Source organism: Capnocytophaga canis (assembly GCF_043187445.1).
Taxonomy (GTDB): Bacteria; Bacteroidota; Bacteroidia; order Flavobacteriales; family Flavobacteriaceae; genus Capnocytophaga; species Capnocytophaga canis.
In genome coordinates, this window is record NZ_CP171121.1 from 1,121,321 (window position 1) to 1,142,819 (window position 21,499).

The window sequence follows — 21,499 nt, forward strand, 5'->3', positions numbered from 1 at the left end:
GTATATAATAAGTATATTTATAATAATATTTTTATTTAAGGAGTCAATAAAATTGATATTATTATCTTAGATTTAAAATTAGATTTATGGTCAAAACTATTAAAAGCAGAAGAAATTGATGATAATTATTTGATTTTCAAAACTAAAAATTTCCCACTCAATCCGTGAGTTACGATGTTGTTCTTTGATTGTGCCATAATTGTAATACTTTAGAATTATTGAAAGTCATTGAGTTTTTTCATTGCTTCAACAAGTGAATCGTGTATGTAAGTCATATCCGAATCAGGTTCTAATGCCCATACAGCATCGGTTTCTTCGGTGTTTTCTTCTGAAATCCAATCGGATTCGTCATATTCCGACAACTCAAAAAGCCACCATAAATTGCCTTGCGGGTCGATGAAGCGAGCTAATTTCCCTCCATAAAAATCGGTAGGCTGGGTAACAATAGTGGCTCCGAGTGATTCGGCGGTTGCGAGTTTTCTATCTATATCATTCACATAGACTTGCAATAGAGAGGGCGTATGTTTCCAACCTTCTTTTCGGTCGAAAATAATAATCGTAGTATCGCCAATGGTTATACTACTGTTGAAAATCTTTCCGTCGGATTGGCTGATTGCCAAAGCGTTTTTATCTTCTTGAGCATCAAAAACTTTCTCCAAAAACGAAATTAAAGCACGGGTATCTTGTGTGGAAATGAGGGCGTTTACAGTGTGGCTTCCTTTCGGTACATTTACTTTTTCAGTCATTTTTATGTAAATTTAAATTAGAGGCAAAGCTACCCCGAATTTGTGTGCTGAAATTGTACCGAAACGACATTTTTAGTTATTTTAATATATATATCCCTGCTCTTTTAATTCTGCTAGTACATCATCTCCTTGAATTAAAGATTTTAGAAAATCTTTCTTTGTGATTTTTGTTTTAGGATTCCCCATATCTTTTCGTACAGAAATCACAAGTTCGGAAAAGGCATTTAAAGCTTCTTTACTTTGAGCTTTCTTTTCCCAAAGAAAAAATTTATTTACAACATCGTCACTACCAAAAATTAAAATATCTTTCTTTATTTCAATCATTTTGTCGATTAATTTCTCATTACTGGTAGACTGCCCCTTTTTTACTTGTTTGAGAATATCAAAGAAAACAGTTAACAACCTGACATAGACATCGTATTTCCTAACTGAAAGTTGCTTTTCAATTTCGACTCGTTTTTCTTTTTCATGTTTGTATAACCAACCAAGTCCTCCTAGTAAAAATAATAGTACCGGCAAAAAAATCTGAATAATTTCAATTTTCATATTATGTCAATTTATAAGTTTAGAGTATATTTTATAGATATGCTTTTTGAAAATAAAAAACACTTTCTACTTACTATAAATATAAAAATCTTTCGGGCTTCTTCCTGTAAACTCTTTAAAATCTCGGTTAAAATGCGCCTGATCGTAGTAGCCGAATCGGTAGGCGATTTCGGTAAGGTTTTCTTTATTTTTGGTGCTTTGTAAATATCTAAACACTTGTTCAAATCGTTTGATTTTGGTGTATTTTCGCAAAGAGAAACCTGTAAACTCCTTAAAATTTCGTTCAAATTGCCGTTGAGAAAGGCAAATATCTTTAGTAGAAATATCGGGGCTTAGGAAATTGGTTTTTGATAACCATTTTTCGATAGATTGATATTTCATAGGCAAGTCAGTTGCTTTTTGCATCAAAAAGTTTGAAAAAAGGCTTACAGCTTCAGTCAATGTTTTGGAATTGAGCATTTTTTCTGTAAGTAGTTTGCCCTCATAACTGAACAAATCCTGCAAAGAGATGCGTTGCCCTCTCAATACTGTTACGGGGATATTGTGAGTCAACAGAAAAACAGACGGACGCACCCGAACCCCAAAAAGTTTGGCTTTGGGAAAAACAGCCTCATAATTATCAAATACTGTTTTTTGACCGAAAATCATTCCACTTTCGGATAATTCTTCCCGGTTTTGAGTGTTTTTCATCGTCCCTTCGCAAAAGAAAACCAAATCGGTAAGCGTGGATGCAGGCGAAAAATACCGAAAATATTCATCGGTCTCCGCTACCCAAAAATACTCTATATATTTCCGTAAAAATGCGTTGGGTTTAATGATTTGATATTTTGTAGCCACCATCAAAGATTGTTTCCCACAAAAGTACAATGTTTTTCAAAATACAATAAAATTATTCACAAAACACCCCAATTATAGAACGTTTTTTTAAGTCAGTCTATGGGTTACGATGTTGTTCTTTGATTGTGCCATTTTTTAATTAAGAGAGTAATTCATCATCAAAAAATCCTCTTCAAAGCCTAATTTTAGATAAAGATTTCTGCCCATAGCGGAGGATTGTAGAGTCATCGTTTCACATTGTCGGTCAATAGATTGATTGATAAGCACGGTCATTACCTCTTCCGCGAAGCCTAATTTCCTAAACTCAGGAAGTATGCCCAAAGAATGAACACCTATTATATTTTCGGTTGGGTATGTAAGCACCGTTCCTACAATATCTTTCTGAAAATAAAGGATATAAAAAGGAATTTTCGCACTCGATTGGTAGATGCTTTCGGCGGATATCTTATAGCCGAAACTCTTTAAAAATAAGTCCGACCAAAGTTGGGATTGCTCTTTATCTTGCACAAGTTGAAAATGCAATCGCCTTTCAATGGGAAGTTTTTCTTTTAAAGTGAAAGACATTCCGTATTGCTCGGATTTTTTCATAAATCCGTTGCGGAGCAATTGTTCTTCTTCGGGAAAATGTAAATCATCGGTAAAAAGACTAAAACGCAGAGGTTCTTTATTTTGCAGTGCAATGGTTTTAATCTTTTGTATGGTTTCTGTGGTCAATTTGGTAGGATATTGGTTCAGCCAAATTCTATTAGGATACTCCGAATTAGGGACTTTTGCCATTGAAATTGTATCAAATTGATGATATTCTCCTGCATCATCACTTACGGTTTTCCAAAGCGAAAAGAGATTTTGAGTGTTTTGAAGTATTTTTTTCATTTTGAATAAATTAAAAGAATTCCTACAATCATTACCACTACGCCTATGCTTTTTTTCAAGGTAATGGGGTCAGCAGGTAGATTGAGCCAACCGAAATGCCCTGCGATAACCGAGAAAACTAATTGTCCACAAAGTCCCAATACGATAACTTTGGTAATGCCTATTTTAGGAATGGTAACAAAGTAAAGCATCAGTCCTGCGATGCTGAAAAATCCACCTGCCAACCATAAATACCAAGGGATTTCCCTAAAACTTTCTTTGTTGGGAAGGTCTTTTGTAAACAGCAATAGCACAAATAGTAACGAAAACACTACCGAACTTATCGCAGAAACGAAAGTAGTAAAAATCGGTTTTTTGAGTAGCACTGTCAATTGAGAATTAAATGCTGCTTGAATCGCTAAGCAAACGCCTCCCATAAAAGCCAATATAAATAGTAATTTTGTATTCATACGGCAAAATTAGGAGGGGTTCGGCTGAAAACGCTTTACATATGTTGAGAAAGAATATTTTTATAGAATTTCTTTTCTGATTCTGCTAAGTTGGGTTGGGGTAATGCCCAAATGTGAAGCGATATGTTTGAGCGGTACGCGACGGTCTATGTTAGGGTATTTTTCAAGCAGATTTTTGTAGCGGAAAATAGCATCTTGCATCACGATAGCGATTTCCCGTTGTTCTTTGTCGATTACCCAATTTTTCTCTAAATAGGCGATGTAGAAATTTTTAATTTCTTCATTCTGTGAAATAAGTCGCTTAAATTCTGAGAAATCAACTTTTATTACAAGACTATTTTCAAGAGATTGAATCACAAATTCAGAAGGCTTTTGGGTAATTGCTGAAACCATAGAACCTGCAAATTCGTTTTCAAAAAAGATGTTTTTATTGTATGTACTTCCGTTTTTATCTATAAAATAGGCTATCAAAATTCCTTGGCAAACAAAGTACAAATCCTTGCAGGTTTTTCCGTAATCCAATAGAATTTCATTACGAGACAATGCAATACAATCAATATGAGCTTTGAGAAGTTCAAAAGTAGCCTCCGATAGTGAAAAGTATTCATTCACCTTATTTCTAAATTGATTTATAAGCAATTGGCAATCAATCATATTAAATCAGAATATTTTTCACCAAAAATACATCGATTTTTGTATTTTTCAAGAAGCTGTGAAAAAAAGAAACAGATTTTTACATATTTCGTGGGTTACGATGTTGTTCTTTGATTGTGCTATTTATATATATTTTTAACATTATTGTAAATTCTTCTTAAAAAATGTTTCCAGCTTATCAAACGGAATCACTCCTGCCTGATTGTCGTAAAAGTCGGTGTGCTTGGCGTTGGGAACAATAAACAACTCCTTGTTTTTGCTTCCTACGGATTGGTAGGCATCTTCGCTCATATAGCGGGAATGAGCGTTTTCTCCCGCAACGATAAGGGTCGGGACATCTATTTCGTGAGCATACGACAGCAATGGAAAATTTAGAAACGAAAGCAGTGTAGTGGCTGTCCAAACCTGATTGGAAACCGAACGCTCGTGGAAACCTCTCGGAGTTTTATAAAACTCAATATAATCGTTCAGGAACTGAGGAACTTTATCGGAAGGAGCGTCTGACATCGGATAGCCAGGAGCAGGCATTCCCGTTTCGGCATCCGTCCAACGAAGCGCATTGAGCGAACGCTTCATTTCTAGACGCATTTCGGGTGTGTTACTGTCGAAATATCCTTTGCCGAAAACGCGGGACATATCGTACATTACCATCGTTGCCACCGCTTTTATTCGCGTGTCGATAGCCGTAGCGTTCAGAGCAAATCCGCCCCAACCGCAGATACCGATAATCCCTGTTTTTTCTCTGTCCACAAAGGGTTGCAGCCCCAAACAATCGACCGCAGCCGAAAAATCTTCGGTGTTGATGTCGGGCGACGCCACATTGCGAGGTTCGCCACCGCTTTCGCCCGTATAAGAAGGGTCAAAAGCCAAGGTTACAAAGCCTTTTTCCGCCATCGTTTGGGCGTAAAATCCGGAGGCTTGTTCCTTTACCGCTCCGAATCCTCCACAAACGGCAAGAGCTGCAAGTTTCTTGCCTTCGCTGTTTTTCGGAAAATACAAATCGCCGACAAGGGTTATGCCGTAGCGGTTTCTGAACGTTACTTTTTGATGTTCTACTTTATCGCTTTTCGGGAAAATTTTGTCCCAACAGGTAGCACCGGAGTGCATTTTTTTGTTTGTGTTCATATTGTTGAAAATATTTATTAATGATTTTAATTTATGTATTATATTTTTTTGTAATGCAATTGCACAAGTCCTGTGTCGTAAGGGGTTACGCTGATGAGTTTTAGTGGCTGTTCGGGTCTGTTGTCGTTAAACAATTTTGTGCCGTTGCCCACCAATATCGGAATGACGGAAATGATGAGTTCGTCCAATAAATCGCCCTTCAAAAGTTCATTCACGATTTGAGCCCCACCGTCGCAATAGATGTTTTGGCGACTTTCTTTTTTCAATTTGCCGATGAGCAGTGATATATCTCCCGTATAAAAATGAATGTTCCCTGCGGAAAGTCTTTCGGTTTTCGTCAGTACATAAACCGTTTTTTCCTTATGCGGAAATTCCCCTACCGCATTCACTACCCAATCGTATGTTTTTCGTCCGATAATCAGCGTATCTACCGTTGATATAAAACGCTCAAAACCATAATCTTCTCCTTCTTTTTCCACGATGGATAAGAAACTTAAATCGTCATTGGGCTTGGCGATATACCCGTCCAAACTCATTGAGATATACAGAATTACTTTACTCATATATTATATTGTATATTGGTTATTTCTGTTTTTGATGTAACCATAAAATCAATCGGTTTGACAGAATTTCGCTTTTCGTATTTTTCTTAAATACAAGCCTATCCCTAAATAAATCATCAGCGGAATAATACCGAAAGTTGGCGAAATCAATAATGTTTTATCAGGCGAAACAACGGCAAAACCTTCGGAAATCAGCGGATTGAGAGCGTCTTCCATCGTGTGCATCAAAACCACCACCCAAAGCGAACGCGACAAGAAAAAGACTTCGGTGTACATAATCGTCCAAACGCCCACCACCACAAAGCCGTAGACGAAAAGCCACACTCCGCCGTAAGGGAAAAATTGAGCTAAATAGTCTTCTTCCAAAAACACCATATAATAAGGGGCGTGCCAAGTCTGCCACACCAGTGCCACCACTAAATAAATCAACCATTCGTTTTTGGTGAGTTGCTCCATTTTTACGGTCAGATAGCCCCGCCAAACCGATTCTTCAAAGATATTTTTGATAAATTCGGGCAAAAAAGCAGCTGCAAGAATGGATAAATATGTCGAAAAACTAAATTTGCTCACATCTGCCCAACCCAGCATTTGCCCTATGCAAAGCGTTATACCGATAACCAACGGATAAACTGCAAAGGCAAACAGATACCAACAGGCGTTTTGTTTGAAATTCGGTTTCAGGGGAAGGTCTTTCCAGCCGTCGCCACCGAAAAGGCGAAGCAAAAGCATACACAGAAGTGGCGTAGCGATAAAAATCAACGCTCCGAGCGATTCCAAATTCGAGGGCTGACCGAGCAACTTATCCACCCCAACGCCTACCCAACCGCAGGTGATTGCCACCAAGCTGAATAGGGTAACATTTCTGAAAGTTTTTGATTTGGTGTTCATATTGTTAAAGGTTTACATTGTTTTTTGAATGAAATTTCATTTTAGGTATAGAAATGATATTATTTTAAAATATCCAAAATTTTCTCCTCATCATAGACAAACATTCCAACTGCGACCAGTGAAGCTATACCGTGAGCCAACATCCACGATTTAGCGATAATGTTCTTTACGCCTTCGTCGGATAATTGTCGGTATTCTTCTGAATTTTTCATTATGTTTACTATTTGCTGACTTTCCGGAAAAATATCTGTAAGTTTTATATTCATAATATTATCCATATAGAAAGCCTTAAATAAAGCAGGTTCTGTATGAGCCATTTGCACATATCCCAATCCTAAATCAAGGAAAGAGTTTCCTGTTTTTGAATAGCCCAACATTGTGTTTTGTAAGTGAATAAGAGCTTTTTGGCAGACTTCGGCTTTGAGGTCGTCCATATTTTTGTATGTCCAATAAATGGGCTGTGTGGAACAACCAATTTGCTTGGCAATGTTTCGGGCAGAAAGCACCCCAAACCCTTCTTTTCGAACCATTTCAAAGGCAGTTTCAATGATAATTTCTTTCGTTATTGTCGTTGTTTTAGGCATAATATTATTTTATAACATATATTATATAACTATTGTTATATTTTATTGCAAAGGTAATATGTTTTTTTGAACAGACAAATTTTAAAAGAAAAAGGAACGAAAATTTCGTTCCTTTAACCTTGAAATCTTATAAGTTATGTTATCTCTAAACCAAAAAACGCCCCGATTGGAGCGTTTTTATATCTTTTTTGATTATCATTCAGGTTCTGTGTAGGTTACTATATCAATACCGATGTCGTTGGGGTCTTTGATAGCGAAATGGTGGTCGCCCCCCATAATACTCTGAAAAGAATAGGCAAACAAGCCATATACAGGGAAAAATATAAACAAACTGATGCGTGCAGAAAACGCCACCATAAACACACCTGAATGTACCATTATAAACTCAAATGCCATTAAAAGACTGAATTTAAACACTTTATCAGCGTCCAAAGGCGTGGCGGAAAACCACAAACTTCCGTAATAAAATGCCATCAGCACCAAATTCAAAAATCCAAAATACTCAAAAGGTTTGTCCCAACGCTCTATCACACTGATTTTTGAGTTTTCTTTTTTGGTTGTTTTTCGTTTCATTTTTCACTAAAAATTGATGCAAAAATAGCGGAAATTTCTCTTCGTTTTTAACAAATTACGAAAAACAAGGGAGAAATATACCCCCTTGCATTAACCATTTAGCATTGAGAATTATCCCTCCCACTCTTCTGGTTCGTGTTCGTTTACCCACCAACAGTTGAAAAACGCTGTTTTATGTCTTGTTGTGCGTCATAGGTGTTACTTCGTAAGGGCAAAAATACTAATTCCTTTGAAACGAATACGATAATCTGATAAAAACAGAAAGTGCATAACCCACAAACCTATCCTTTTTGGGGAATAATGTAAACCATATCTTTGCTCTGTTTTCTTTTTGCAAAGACAGTAAAAACATTCGGAAATACAAATGTTTCTAGTTGTATCTTGTTGATTTATTGATATATAAAAGAATTATGGATAAAAAAATAAAACGATATACGAATATTATATGTGTAGAATAAACGAAATTGCGTATATTTGCGTGTTACCTGCAAGCGTAAAGACAGACCGTGCAACCCTGACAGTAACGGTCAGACAAACAAGAGAAGCGTAAACCATTTTGACAGATAAACAAAGACATACAGACCATATTACAAACGGACAAGAACTAAGCCGACACACCTTGCCGACCCTTCTGTATTTTTTCTTTTCCCTACCGCACATTTTTTTATTCAATTTTTTGCCACCGCACAATGGCACATTGGCTTTTGCCCCGACACACAAAAGCCCACGCTTCGGCAAAATCCAAAGAGCCATTTTTTCCCAACGCTTTTTTAACTTTGCATTTATAAACATCTATATAGAGAACACTATGCTATCAACAGAGAAAACATTATCAGAAGTAATAGAAATACTAAGACAACGTGGTTATACAGAAGACTTTAACTTGTTGGAAGAAAACATATCTTACAAAAAAGGAGGCGAAAAAGTTGATTTGAACGACATCGTTATTGACAAAATATATCGTTTTACAGGACAAAACGACTTGGAAGACGAAGCCATTTTATACGCAATGACAAATCAAAAAGACGGAGCTAAAGGCGTATTTGTCAATGGGTATGGAACTTACACAGACTCAGGGGCAAACGCTGTTATCAGTAAGATAACCGTTAATGAAAATGATAATGACGATTGGACAATAAAATAATGAATTATACTAACTTTGCAGCGTGAAATATTTCTCCTTCATATTAGCCCTTTATGTTTTGTTGCTGACAGCAGCACCAAACTTGGTGGAGGACAATTGTTTTCAGGAGCAAACAACCGAACAATCACAAGACAATCAAAGTGACAAAGATTGTAGCGATTGTTGTTCACCATTTATGAGTTGCAATACCTGTTTGGGTTTTACTTTTCCAATAGCAAAATTTTCAATACACTCTATCCTCACTTATTCAGACAAAAAAGTTTCTATTTACAAGGAAAATACAACGTCTGACTTTTTCTCTTCCATTTGGAAACCGCCCAAGATTAGTTAATGTTTCCGTGCCTTCGGCACAATAACAAATTGCGGTGCTACGCACCGCCAATTCTTATTTTTCAAACATTAATAATCATTTAGGCAATGAAGTTTAAAATCATTTTGCTACTAATGGTAGCATTCAACATAAATACCGTATTCGGACAGAATACATTTAAAGCGGTCATAAAAGACAGCGAAACAAAAGAACCGTTAATCGGTGCGACAGCTATTTTATCAGAAACGGCAACAGGAGCAACCGCAGACATTAACGGAATGATAACCTTAACCAATATCCCAAACGGAAAGCAGATAATTGAATTTCGTTACATCGGTTATGAAACAAGAAAAGACACGTTTGATTTTCCGTTGACAACATCAAACCTGATAGAGATTTTTCTCAAATCAAATGCAAACGAATTGGACGAAATTGTGATTTCATCTACCCGAAGTTCCAGAACCATAAAGGACATTCCGACAAGAATTGAATTTATTGGAGGGGAAGAATTAGAAGAAAAAGGCAATATGAAAGCAGGGGATATTCGTATGCTTTTAAGTGAAAGCACAGGCATACAAACGCAGCAAACTTCCGCAACATCTGCCAATGCTTCTATTCGTATTCAGGGACTTGACGGACGATATACTCAAATTCTTAAAGACGGATTTCCACTATATGCAGGAGCAGCAAGCGGTTTAGGACTTTTGCAAACGCCACCGCTTGACTTAAAGCAAGTAGAAATTATTAAAGGTTCTTCATCTACACTTTACGGAGGAGGAGCGATAGCAGGATTGGTAAACCTTATTTCCAAAACACCGACAGATGAAAAAGAATTACGTTTTCATTTAAACGGAAGTTCGGGCAGAGGTTTTGACATTAACGGTTTTTACGGACAGCGATTTAACAAAATTGGAACAACAATATTTGCAGCACACAACCGCAATTGGGCTTACAACCCTGCCAATATTGATTTTACAGCAATTCCAAAATTTGACAGGTATGTTTTCAATCCCAAGTTATTTGTTTATTTCAGCGACAAAACAAAACTGAATGTTGGAATAAACACAGCTATTGAAAACCGTATCGGTGGCGACATACATTTTATACAAGGAAAAGGAGACACTATCCACAGCTATTTTGAAGAAAACAAAACACAACGCTATTCCACGCAATTGTCTTTTGACCATAAATTTAATGACAAAAGTTTCTTCAATTTTAAAAACAGCGTAAGTTATTTTAACAGGATAATCAATATTCCGAATTATAGCTTTGACGGCACACAAACAGCCACATTCAGCGAAGCAAGCTATACCAATGTTCGGGAAAAAACAGAATGGGTTGCAGGTGTAAATCTTTGGTCGGATAACTTTCAGGAAAAGCAGACAGACACTTTTCCGTTGAGAAATTACGACCAAATTACTTTTGGTGCATTTGCTCAAAATTCGTGGAAAGCAACCAAGTGGCTCAATCTTGAAACAGGTTTCAGAGCCGACTATGTTATTGATTATGGTATTGCCTTGCTGCCAAGAGTTTCAGCATTATTCAAAATAACCGACAAATTTTCTTCACGGCTTGGCGGTGGCTTTGGCTATAAAACGCCAACCATATTTACAGAGGAAAGCGAACGCATACAATACCAAAATGTAATGCCCATTGATAAAAACATCAACAAATTGGAACGCAGTTACGGAGGAAATTTTGATTTTAATTATCGCACCGTATTTGGCGAAAAAGTAACGTTCAGTATCAACCAACTTTTTTTCTATACCTATTTGAATAACCCTTTGTTGCTTGAATCTCAAACAGGCGGATTATACCAATTTATCAATTCGACAGGACACATTGATACAAGAGGAACGGAAACCAATATCAAAATCGGGTATGATGATTTTAAATTGTTTTTGGGTTATACATTTACCGATACCCGCTTGCATCAAAACGGAATTTTGACAAATACACCGCTTACGCCAAAGCACAGGATAAATTCAGTTTTAATGTATGAAGTAGAGGACAAATGGAAAGTAGGTTTGGAAGCGTATTATTTCAGTCCTCAAAAATTGAGTGACGGTGCAACAGGAAAACAATATGTGCTTTGTGGTTTTATGGTTGAAAAGCTATGGGAGAAATTTTCGGTTTACATCAACTTTGAAAATTTCCTTGACGCAAGGCAAACCCGATTTGACACTATTTATACAGGCACAGTAACTAATCCTGTTTTCAGGGACATTTACGCACCGCTTGACGGATTTTTAATCAATGGTGGTATCAAACTAAAATTGTAGCAATTATGCAAAAGACAATATTTAACATTACAAAAATGGATTGCCCAAGCGAGGAGCAATTAATACGGATGAAACTGCAAAAATTTGATGAAATAAAATCATTGGACTTTGACATTCCGAACCGAAAATTAGCAGTTCATCATAACGGAAAACCAGAGCCAATACACTTAGCATTAAATACACTGAACCTTGATACTTCTTTGGTTTCAACAGAAGAAAGCAGAGTAGAAATTGAAACGGACACAAGCAATAAACAACGGAAATTGTTGTGGACGGTTCTTATCATCAATTTTCTGTTTTTCGGATTGGAAATGCTGTTAGGAATTTTTTCCAACTCAATGGGATTAGTGGCAGACAGTTTGGATATGCTCGCAGACAGTATTGTTTACGGATTGGCATTATTTGCGGTGGGTGGAACAATAACGAGAAAAAACAATATCGCAAAATTTGCAGGATATTTTCAAATACTTCTTGCTGTAATTGGTTTTGTAGAAGTAGTCAGACGATTTATAGGAGTTGAGAAAATGCCTGATTTTCAAACAATGATTATCGTTTCTGTTTTGGCTCTTATCGCTAATGTGATTTGTCTTTACTTATTACAAAAAGGTAAAAGCAAAGAGGCTCATATGCAAGCAAGTATGATTTTCACTTCCAATGACGTAATTATTAATTCGGGTGTTATCGTTGCAGGACTTTTGGTTAATTGGCTTAGTTCAGGTTATCCCGACTTGATTATTGGAGCAATCGTTTTTATAATTGTTGCAAGAGGAGCATACAGAATATTACAATTAGCGAAGTAAAAAGCCAACGCACACAAGCACACACATTTTGCAGCCGCTACAAGCCGACACGCAAACCAAAGCTGCAAAAAGAGTGTGCTTGTTCCCTAAAAAAATTGAATAAAAAATTTCCTGCCCTTCTGAAAAGAAAAAATACCCGAACGCACAACCCGACAGCGACACTTGGACGACATACAGACAAATGGTTTACTAAGACGGTGGACAGAACGCCAGCAGCTAACAGCGGTTTGGCGTAATGGGGGGCGGACGTTCTTCGTATGACAGTTTTTCGTAAATTTGAACTTTCGGCTTCGTATGAAGTTTTGTGCTGAAAAGCCCCCACTACGCCAAGCCGCGAATCGTTATGTGTAATTTCACCAAAACACCGTCCAAATGAAGGAAAAGTTAAACGAATTATTTGAGTACAACTATCATTTTAATAAAAAAATGGATTGAGTTTCTGACGGAAAATTTCCAAGAAGTTCCTGAAAAATCTTTGAGACTTATAAATCATCTGATTAAAGCTCAACAAATATGGAACATCAGAATTGACAATGAAATTGAATTTGGAGTTTGGCAAATTAACGAATGGAATAAAATCTCGAAGATAAATGATGAAAATTATACAAAAACCTTGAAAATAATTCGTGAAAATAATCTTGAAAATATAATTGAATATCAAAATTCAAAAGGACAAAAATTTACAAATAAAATTGAAGATGTTTTATTCCATATCATAAACCATTCGACTTATCACCGTGCTCAAATTGCGGTCGACATTAAAAATTATGGAATAGAACCGATTAACACAGATTATATTTTTTATTTGAGTTCCTCATATAATTTCATATATTTGCAGTTCATAAAATCAGGTAGTTATGGAAATTTTTAACGGTCAAAATCTTTTAGAGTTCACTGAACGCTTCAAAACCGACTTAGATTGTGAAGAATATTTAGCTCATTGGAAGTGGGAAAAAGGCTTTGTTTGTCGTAAATGTGGGCATACAAAAAGCCAAATCCGCAAGGATTTTTCAAGAACTTGTAACATTTGTTCTGATACGGAAAGCCCTACGGCAGGAACACTTTTTCACAAAGTAAAATTCGGGCTTCGTAAGGCTTTTTTTATTTGTTTTGAGATGTGTGCAACCACTAAAAACCTATCAGCTTTACAAATGTCTGTTCGTTATGGAATTACCGAAAATACGGCTCGATTGTTTATGCACAAAGTTCGTGAAGCAATGAAATCCAATGAATTACATAAAATGAATGGTCAAGTTCAAGTGGACGAGTTTACTGTGGGAGGGAAAGAAGATGGCAAACAAGGTAGGAGTTACGATTCAAAGAAAAAAAAGATTGTTTGTGCCATAGAACTAACTGATGATGGGAAGGTTAAACGATTCTATGCTAATAAAATAGAAGATTATTCTGCCAAATCATTACGGACAATTTTTGATAAACATATTGATAAATCCGCCCAAGTGACCACTGATGATTGGAAAGGTTACAGACCTATTAAAGATTTCAATATCAAACAAATACCGAGTAATAAAGGGAAGAATTTCCCTATTTTACATACCATAATACACCAAGTAAAAAGTTGGTTGAGAACGATTTATTGTCGAGTTTCAGATTTCAATATGGATAGATATTTGGCTGAATTTTCATACCGAATTAACCGTTCTCAATCGAAAGATAATATATTCAATAATCTCATCAAACGAATGATTGAGAAGAAACCTGTTCATCACCGGAATTTGATATGTAGTTAAGTGTGGAACTCAATTTTTTATAAAAGAAAGATTGAAGAATAAAGAAACTGCCCACTAACATCGTATTGGCGAAATGGCTGTTTAAGGGAAAAATTGAAAGTTTACCTTCGGGGAGACTTCGTATTCTCCTTTTTTGTTGTAGCAACCATCCAATTGAAACAAATACGATAATCACATAAAAAACAGAAAGTCCGTTAAAAAAATCCCCGTCTGAAAACAAAATACGACTTATCCAAAAATTCTTCAAATTTTACTGATATAATTCAGCAAATCAAAAGGGAATTTTTACATCTCCCCCTTGAAAGGGTCATTAGATAAGACATACAAAATCTATAAAATACAAATGATGAAATATCATAAAATAATTTCATTTCTCAAACATCAAAGAAATCCATCTCATACTGAAAAACTTCGAACGGAACTTCCTCATTATATGCCTTATAGATTTCTGACTTCAGGATTTTTCCATTGGAGTCAAAGATGTTTTTTTGTATGGTAGCATCGTCTTCATTAATTGCTGATTTCCATCGGTATAGACAACAAAAGCCGTACTTGTCATATTCATAAAACACCGAACCGTGATGAGTTTTATCCGAATAAAAATATTTTATCGAGATGAGCCTGCCACTTTCATCGTAAAAGGACTCCGAATATCCGCTCAGGCGGTCGTTTTGGTGTTCGTGATAGCAAAAAATTTCTTGTCCTTTTTCGTTGAACTTTCGTGTGACTTTGGCGTAAAATTCTTCATTTTGCAAAGTTAAAATTTCAGAATTATTGTTGTTTTCATCATAAGTAAAAATTTGTTTTAGTTCTAAATTTCCGTCTGAATCATAATAAAGAGCCTGTATTTTTTTGCCATACGCATCAAATGTTACTTTTTTGTATTCGTAAGGTTCAAAATATTGATAATGAAAAATCCACTCCACAACTCCATTTCTATTTAGAAAAAACTCCTTTATGGAATATAAATTTTCTCTTCCTTCAATCACTGAATAACAATTGATTTTCAAATATTTGACATTTTGATGTGTCATTATTTGATAATATTCTGGGCTAAAAAAAGCACTTTCTTCCAGTATGATAAGCAACGTTTGATTTTGTTTTTTCATCGTGTTTTTTTAGGAAAGACAAACTTAATAATAAATTTTATTATTGTTTTGGACTTGGACAATATACCTTTGGTTGTTTTAAGCTACGAAGCGTATCTCCCAAACGTTATTCTACTTCATCAATAGTAATACCTCCTTTTTGACGACTGACCTTTAAACTTTCTTGAAAAATGCAAAATCTTATCAAATGCCTCACTTCATCTTTCGGATTAAACTCAAATCAAAAAGAGCTAAAAAGCTGAAATACAGAGTTCCCAATGCAATCGCTGTATGAGGAAAATCTAAAAAAAGTCCACCGTGTTTTTTGGCATCTAAGTAACTTTGGGATTTGCGAAATCCTTCATCTAAGGCAAATTCTGGGACAATATTTTGCCCAAAAGCGACAAACATCGCAAGAAAAAAATACAGCATTACTGCGACGACAGATTGAGCCATTACTCTTTGTTGTACAGCTTCACTGGTGTTAAAAAATGCAAAACGCATTCGGTTAAACACGGTAACGCAATAAAGCGTAGTAATCGTCCAATCCGAAAACCCCATAATACTCTGAAAAGAATAGGCAAACAAGCCATATACAGGGAAAAATATAAACAAACTGATGCGTGCAGAAAACGCCACCATAAACACACCTGAATGTACCATTATAAACTCAAATGCCATTAAAAGACTGAATTTAAACACTTTATCAGCGTCCAAAGGCGTGGCGGAAAACCACAAACTTCCGTAATAAAATGCCATCAGCACCAAATTCAAAAATCCAAAATACTCAAAAGGTTTGTCCCAACGCTCTATCACACTGATTTTTGAGTTTTCTTTTTTGGTTGTTTTTCGTTTCATTTTTCACTAAAAATTGATGCAAAAATAGCGGAAATTTCTCTTCGTTTTTAACAAATTACGAAAAACAAGGGAGAAATATACCCCCTTGCATTAACCATTTAGCATTGAGAATTATCCCTCCCACTCTTCTGGTTCGTGTTCGTTTACCCACCAACGGAAACCGCTAATACCTTTTATTTTCAATCGCTCAATGATTTCTGCTGTATGGTGTTGGGTATGCCGGATGCAGTTCAGATGCAATTCAAAACGCGAAACTGGATACCATTCATATCCCGAATCCGCTTCAAAAGGCAGAGCTTCAATCCGTTGTAGCAAGTTTTCATTCAGCTCATCAATAAACGAAAACAATTCTTCTTTGGTATGAAATCCCTCTACCACCACACCTGCATCAGGATTTTCCCATTCTTGCGAACCTCCAAGGCTCTCTGCCCCTCTGATGGCTTTTTCAAAGGGTACAAAACTGGCGTCATTTGCCCCTAAATAATATTGTATTGCGGCAATGCAATGATAGGCAATTTGCCAATTCGGATTGTTGTACTCATCCGTATTCCATTGGTCTTCAGGAACTTTTTCCAAAGTTTTACGTAGCATTCCAAGGCTTGCTTTATACTGCGAAACCAAAATCTCTGCGATTTTTTTGTTGTTCATTTTATTCTGATTTTTAGGTTGTTACTATTTTGTTGTGGGCTACATATCAAGACCGTAGCCTTTTGAAAAAGGAATTTTTACTGTTTCGTTGGCAAAAATACGATGGTGTTGAACAACCAATTTGCTTGGCAATGTTTCGGGCAGAAAGCACAGCAAACCCTTCTTTTCGAACCATTTCAAAGGCATTTTCAATAATAATTTCTTTTGTTATTGTCGTTGTTTTAGGCATAATATTATTTTATAACACACATTATATAACTATTGTTATATTTTATTGCAAGGGTAATATGTTTTTTTGAATGAACAATATTTTAAATGAAAAAAGAGCGAAATTTTCTTCCTTTAATCACAAAAAAAGAAGCCGTCTTTTTCGGACAGCTTCTCTCCTCTTTTTTATCAGTCATCCAGTAGTACTAGAAAGTCCTACTGAACTAAAAAACTATGAAAGTCCTGTAATGATTCCATTGTCGTCTATGTCCATACCTTCTGCCGCAGGAACGCTTGGTAGCCCTGGCATACGCATTGTATCGCCCAAAATAGGAATCACAAATCCTGCCCCTGAAGCAAATTCAAACTCCCGAACCGTAACCTCGAAATCCGTTGGACGTGCTAATTTCTTATCATTATCACTCAATGATTTCGGAGTTTTTACCATACAAACAGGCATTTTGTCGAAGCCTAATTTGTTAATATTATTGAGTTGCGTACGTGCCTTTGAAGTAAAATTCACGCTTTTAGCTCCATAAATTTCGGTTGCAATTTTAACAATTTTATCTTCAATGGAAATCGCATGGTCGTAAAGCGGTTTAAATTTACTTTCACCACTTTCTACAATCTCCACTACCGCTTGTGCCAGTTCTTTTGCCCCATTACCTCCTTCAGCAAATCCTTTACAAACAATTGCTTTCACTCCTTTTTGTTCACACACTTGTCTGATGAATTGAATTTCTTCATCACTGTCATTAGGGAAGAAATTAATTGCTACAACAGCTTTCAATCCAAATTTTTGCACGTTTTCAATGTGCTTTTCTAAGTTTCCGATACCTTTTTTTACTTTTTCAAGACTTGCTGTGGTATATTCTTCTTTCATTGCTCCTCCATGATGGCGTAACGCCCTAACAGTTGCAACAATAACAGCTGCATCAGGAGCAAGTTCAGCAGACACACATTTGATATTCATGAATTTCTCTGCTCCTAAATCAGCTCCAAAACCAGCTTCCGTTATAGTATATTCAGCTAAGGACATTCCCATTTTGGTAGCTAATACTGTATTGGTTCCTTGAGCAATACTTGCGAAAGGTCCTCCATGCAAAATGGCAGGATTATTTTCTAAAGTTTGCACTAAATTAGGTTTTATCGCATCTTTCAACAGTAATGCCATAGCTCCTACTACTTTCAAATCACGAGCAAAAACAGGTGTGCCATCGAATTTTTTACCGATGTAGATGTTTCCAATACGCTTCTTTAAATCCGAAAAACTTTCTGACAAACAAAGGATTGCCATTATTTCAGAGGCAGGAGTGATGTTAAACCCATCTTCACGAGGCACTCCGTTGGCACTACCTCCCAAGCCGATGACAACCTGACGTAATGCACGGTCGTTCATATCCATCACACGCTTCCAAACAACTGTACGTGGATCAATACCAATGGAATGTGTTTTACTTTGTATATTATTATCAATCACTGCTGAAAGCAAATTATTTGCTTTTTCAATTGCTGAAAAGTCGCCTGTGAAATGCAGATTGATATCCTCCATTGGCACTACTTGTGAATATCCTCCTCCTGCGGCACCTCCTTTAATTCCAAAAACAGGCCCTAAAGAAGGTTCACGAAGCACTGCAATGGCTTTTTTACCGATTTTGTTCAACCCTTCAGTAAGACCGATGCTAGTAGTAGTTTTCCCTTCACCTGCAGGTGTTGGAGTGATAGCCGTTACTAACACTAATTTATTCTTCTTAAGTTTTTCATTATCAATTAGATGTAGAGGCAACTTAGCCTTGTACTTTCCGTACAGTTCCAAGTCATCTTCACTAACATTTAATTTTTTGGCAACTTCTTTAATAGGAAGCATTTTTGCATTTTGTGCAATTTCTAAATCCGTTGGAAAACTCATAATATATAGCTATTTATTTGGTTAAAAATAATATGAAATTAATGAGTTCCAAAGGTACGAAATTATTTTTGATAATCAAGAATACAAATAGCAGATGATTTTCTTAAGGAAAAGATTTTAGTTTTTATATGGGATTCATGAGTATTTTTTTATCTTTGTCGCCAATTTTACATCTATAATAAAATCAATACATTCTATGGAAATTTTGTTGATTGCTGTGTTTTTTATCGGCTATTTTTTTATCACTATTGAGCATCAGGTGAAGATTGACAAAACCATCTCAGCTCTAGGGATGGCATCGATTTGTTGGGCTATTTTAAAAATGGGAGGACTCACTGTCTATGAAATCGAAGATCAAGCCCTTCACGCTATTAACCCTACAAACAACGACTTAGCTATTGACAACATTTTGTTACATCATTTGGGAAAAATAGCTGAAATTCTCTTTTTTCTTATCGGAGCAATGACTATCGTTGAGGTAATTGATATGCACCGAGGCTTTGAAATTATAAAAAAAATCATCAAAACACGTAGAAAAAAACGCTTACTTTGGATTGTCGGGATTATCGCTTTTTTCCTTTCCGCATTGATTGATAATTTGACAACAGTCATCGTTTTGGTTACAATTATGCGTAAATTAGTACCATTCAAAACTGAACGCATTTGGTACATTTCACTCATTGTGATTGCTGCTAATGCAGGAGGAGCATGGTCACCTATAGGAGATGTAACTACGACGATGCTTTGGATGGCAAATAAAGTGACTGCAGCTAAACTCACAGAATATGTGTTACTTCCCTCTATTATATGCTTTGTTGTCCCTTTTGCTATCGCATCATTCTTACCCGTTTTCCAAGGGCGATTGGACATTCCGCGGTCTGACAAGACACAGGCTTTTAAAAGTAGTACTCCAGTGTTGATTATTGGTTTTGCGTCCATTATTTTTGTACCTGTATTCAAATCCGTTACGGGTCTACCTCCTTACATCGGGATGCTTTTTGCTTTAGCAACCATGTGGTTTTTCTCCGAGCTGTTGAAACCTATTAAAGAATTAAATGAAGATGCAGCTGTTTCATTTTCAACACACAGAGCTTTGTCGCGTATTGAAATATCAAGTATTTTATTTTTCTTAGGTATTTTATTGGGAGTTGCCGCTTTGGAATCCGTGGGTGTTTTATTCAACTTTGCAAATGTATTAAACGAAGCGGTTCCAAATCAGAATATTGTAGTGGCTCTTCTTGGAATGGGATCATCGGTGATTGACAACGTACCGTTAGTAGCAGCAAGTATTGGGATGTTCCAAGAGCCTGTGGATAGTGCTTTGTGGCATTTTATTGCTTTTGCAGCTGGAACTGGAGGAAGTTTACTCATAATCGGATCGGCGGCAGGAGTGGCTGCTATGGGAATGGAAAAAATAGACTTTTTTTGGTACTTGAAAAACATCCTGTGGTTGGCTTTCTTAGGTTTTATTGCTGGGTTTTTATCCCTCATCGTGTTAGAGAGTTTTCATGTGTTCGAATAAAATCCGACTAAAGAAGTAAATATACACCATCCGGAAAGTTTTGTTTGTTCATCACGATTAGTGTGTCACTTTCGAAGAATACGAAGTATTTCAGTGCCGAATCTGTCTAAAACAAAACTTTTCGGATTTTTATCACAAAACTAATAAATTACACCCCCTAATATCTGAATTATCGAACCTTCCCAACACTTCAAAATCTGTGTCAGAAAGGCGTCTGCCTAAATCCTGTGTAGCAATAAAACTACACGATTGTAAATTTGCTAAATCAATTACATTAATCCCACCCGTTTTTTTATTAGGTTGAAAAGAAAGAGCATCGTTAGTATCTCGAATTAAAATCTTCATCCAAGGTACGGTTTTAAAAATGCCATTCCCGCAGGAATAACCTTGTGAAAGTAATTCCGTCATACCATATTCTGAATGAATAGCTTGAACACCAAATCCATTACATAAAATATGATGTAATTCCTCCCTTATCAACTCTTTACGACGCCCTTTCATACCTCCCGTTTCCATAATGATGGTATTTTTTAATGAAAACGAATGTTTTTCGACCATATCCAGTAGTGCAAAGGATACTCCGATGAGTAATATTTTTTTTCCTGCCTCATCCAATGCTTTTAGCAGGTTAGCTAAAGATTGTAACTCATTCAAATAGAAACCACTGTTAGAATTGTTTGATTGCTGAATTAAATCTTCTACCATGTAAATGAGAGAAGAACCAGTTCGTTCTAAGTACGAAGGAAGCAAAGCCAAAATCACATACTCGGATGGATTGCCATAAAACAACTCAAACCCCTTTCGGAAACTTTTTTCGTAAACGCTCATTTTTTTTACATAATGTTTTGATGTTAGCATCCCTGTGGTGCCACTACTTGTAAAAATCTGTTGTTCAGAATCTTGTCCGCAAAAAACACGATGTGATTTAAAAAACTCTATCGGCAAGAAAGGAATTTCAAATAGAGAGCGTACATTTTTAGGTGTTTTTTTTAAATAGGTGCAAAAATCTTGATATACTAAGTTGTGATTAAACTGATATTCAAAGACTTCCAAGCTTATATTTTCGAAATCTATCTCGTTATTGATAGAAAAAATACGATCTTCTAAGGACATTTTGTGATGCACGATTGTTTTACAAAACGCGA

The 21,499-nt window shown here is 36.2% G+C and carries 22 protein-coding genes and 1 pseudogene; 6 read left to right on the forward strand and 17 right to left on the reverse strand.

All coding sequences use genetic code 11. From position 1 onward, the window contains the following. Positions 1-215 precede the first annotated feature (215 nt). The 11 genes from ACF3OB_RS04815 to ACF3OB_RS04865 form a co-directional block, all read right to left on the reverse strand. Positions 216-746, reverse strand: coding sequence for a VOC family protein (locus ACF3OB_RS04815; protein ID WP_095896591.1), 531 nt, complete (start codon positions 744-746; stop codon positions 216-218). Between the two features lie 81 nt (positions 747-827). Beyond that, positions 828-1,292, reverse strand: coding sequence for a hypothetical protein (locus ACF3OB_RS04820; protein WP_212900546.1), 465 nt, complete (start codon positions 1,290-1,292; stop codon positions 828-830). Positions 1,293-1,358: 66 nt separating this feature from the next. Beyond that, positions 1,359-2,129, reverse strand: a complete 771-nt coding sequence (locus ACF3OB_RS04825) for a helix-turn-helix domain-containing protein (protein WP_392448573.1) — start codon at positions 2,127-2,129, stop codon at positions 1,359-1,361. Between the two features lie 135 nt (positions 2,130-2,264). Further along, positions 2,265-3,002, reverse strand: a complete 738-nt coding sequence (locus ACF3OB_RS04830) for a GNAT family N-acetyltransferase (protein ID WP_392448575.1) — start codon at positions 3,000-3,002, stop codon at positions 2,265-2,267. Then, positions 2,999-3,451, reverse strand: a complete 453-nt coding sequence (locus ACF3OB_RS04835) for a DMT family transporter (protein WP_392448577.1) — start codon at positions 3,449-3,451, stop codon at positions 2,999-3,001. Before ACF3OB_RS04835 ends, ACF3OB_RS04830 begins: the two co-directional genes overlap by 4 nt. Before the next feature lie 60 nt (positions 3,452-3,511). Next, complete coding sequence (locus tag ACF3OB_RS04840; protein WP_392448579.1) at positions 3,512-4,105, reverse strand: Crp/Fnr family transcriptional regulator; 594 nt, start codon at positions 4,103-4,105, stop codon at positions 3,512-3,514. A 141-nt stretch (positions 4,106-4,246) separates the two neighbouring features. Then, entirely contained in the window at positions 4,247-5,230 is a 984-nt protein-coding gene (locus ACF3OB_RS04845) for an alpha/beta hydrolase (RefSeq protein WP_392448581.1), read from the reverse strand. A gap of 38 nt (positions 5,231-5,268) precedes the next feature. After that, on the reverse strand, positions 5,269-5,793 hold the full coding sequence (locus ACF3OB_RS04850) for a dihydrofolate reductase family protein (protein ID WP_392448583.1): 525 nt from the start codon (positions 5,791-5,793) through the stop codon (positions 5,269-5,271). Between the two features lie 48 nt (positions 5,794-5,841). Beyond that, complete coding sequence (locus ACF3OB_RS04855) at positions 5,842-6,681, reverse strand: type II CAAX prenyl endopeptidase Rce1 family protein (RefSeq protein ID WP_392448585.1); 840 nt, start codon at positions 6,679-6,681, stop codon at positions 5,842-5,844. A gap of 59 nt (positions 6,682-6,740) precedes the next feature. Then, positions 6,741-7,265, reverse strand: a complete 525-nt coding sequence (locus tag ACF3OB_RS04860; protein WP_002688889.1) for a TetR/AcrR family transcriptional regulator — start codon at positions 7,263-7,265, stop codon at positions 6,741-6,743. 195 nt (positions 7,266-7,460) lie between these two features. Beyond that, positions 7,461-7,838, reverse strand: a complete 378-nt coding sequence (locus ACF3OB_RS04865) for a hypothetical protein (RefSeq protein ID WP_172914608.1) — start codon at positions 7,836-7,838, stop codon at positions 7,461-7,463. Positions 7,839-8,394: 556 nt separating this feature from the next. On the opposite strand from ACF3OB_RS04865, the gene ACF3OB_RS04870 reads away from it, so the two are divergent. From ACF3OB_RS04870 to ACF3OB_RS04890, 5 genes are all read left to right on the forward strand, one after another. Continuing rightward, positions 8,395-8,982 (forward strand): hypothetical protein, encoded by a 588-nt coding sequence (locus tag ACF3OB_RS04870; RefSeq protein WP_231550020.1) that lies wholly within the window; start codon positions 8,395-8,397, stop codon positions 8,980-8,982. A gap of 417 nt (positions 8,983-9,399) precedes the next feature. Further along, complete coding sequence (locus tag ACF3OB_RS04875; protein ID WP_095893907.1) at positions 9,400-11,574, forward strand: TonB-dependent receptor; 2,175 nt, start codon at positions 9,400-9,402, stop codon at positions 11,572-11,574. Positions 11,575-11,579: 5 nt separating this feature from the next. Then, entirely contained in the window at positions 11,580-12,374 is a 795-nt protein-coding gene (locus ACF3OB_RS04880; protein ID WP_095893906.1) for a cation transporter, read from the forward strand. Between the two features lie 397 nt (positions 12,375-12,771). Next, positions 12,772-13,245, forward strand: a complete 474-nt coding sequence (locus ACF3OB_RS04885; RefSeq protein ID WP_392448588.1) for a DinB family protein — start codon at positions 12,772-12,774, stop codon at positions 13,243-13,245. Further along, on the forward strand, positions 13,232-14,122 hold the full coding sequence (locus tag ACF3OB_RS04890) for an IS1595 family transposase (RefSeq protein WP_095894058.1): 891 nt from the start codon (positions 13,232-13,234) through the stop codon (positions 14,120-14,122). The genes ACF3OB_RS04885 and ACF3OB_RS04890 overlap by 14 nt, the downstream gene beginning before the upstream one ends. 374 nt (positions 14,123-14,496) lie before the next feature. Here the strand turns inward: ACF3OB_RS04890 and ACF3OB_RS04895 are convergent, their stop codons facing one another. The 5 genes and pseudogenes from ACF3OB_RS04895 to ACF3OB_RS04915 form a co-directional block, all read right to left on the reverse strand. Next, positions 14,497-15,231 carry a hypothetical protein gene (locus tag ACF3OB_RS04895; RefSeq protein WP_392448590.1) on the reverse strand — a complete coding sequence of 245 codons (735 nt, stop codon included), beginning with the start codon at positions 15,229-15,231 and terminating at the stop codon, positions 14,497-14,499. 192 nt (positions 15,232-15,423) lie between these two features. Continuing rightward, positions 15,424-16,068 (reverse strand): hypothetical protein, encoded by a 645-nt coding sequence (locus ACF3OB_RS04900; RefSeq protein WP_095896583.1) that lies wholly within the window; start codon positions 16,066-16,068, stop codon positions 15,424-15,426. A 111-nt stretch (positions 16,069-16,179) separates the two neighbouring features. Next, positions 16,180-16,716 carry a DinB family protein gene (locus ACF3OB_RS04905; RefSeq protein ID WP_392448592.1) on the reverse strand — a complete coding sequence of 179 codons (537 nt, stop codon included), beginning with the start codon at positions 16,714-16,716 and terminating at the stop codon, positions 16,180-16,182. 82 nt (positions 16,717-16,798) lie between these two features. Then, a pseudogene (locus tag ACF3OB_RS04910) lies at positions 16,799-16,945 on the reverse strand (TetR/AcrR family transcriptional regulator); the annotation flags it as partial. A 210-nt stretch (positions 16,946-17,155) separates the two neighbouring features. Beyond that, complete coding sequence (locus ACF3OB_RS04915; protein WP_172917748.1) at positions 17,156-18,832, reverse strand: formate--tetrahydrofolate ligase; 1,677 nt, start codon at positions 18,830-18,832, stop codon at positions 17,156-17,158. Between the two features lie 196 nt (positions 18,833-19,028). Here ACF3OB_RS04915 and nhaD point away from each other — a divergent pair, with 196 nt between their 5' ends. Beyond that, on the forward strand, positions 19,029-20,354 hold the full coding sequence (nhaD, locus tag ACF3OB_RS04920) for a sodium:proton antiporter NhaD (RefSeq protein WP_095912269.1): 1,326 nt from the start codon (positions 19,029-19,031) through the stop codon (positions 20,352-20,354). Positions 20,355-20,486: 132 nt separating this feature from the next. Here the strand turns inward: nhaD and ACF3OB_RS04925 are convergent, their stop codons facing one another. Beyond that, the gene (locus ACF3OB_RS04925; RefSeq protein ID WP_392448595.1) at positions 20,487-21,467 is read right to left on the reverse strand and encodes an acyl transferase; all 981 of its coding nucleotides are present in this window, start codon (positions 21,465-21,467) and stop codon (positions 20,487-20,489) included. Positions 21,468-21,499: the final 32 nt, after the last annotated feature.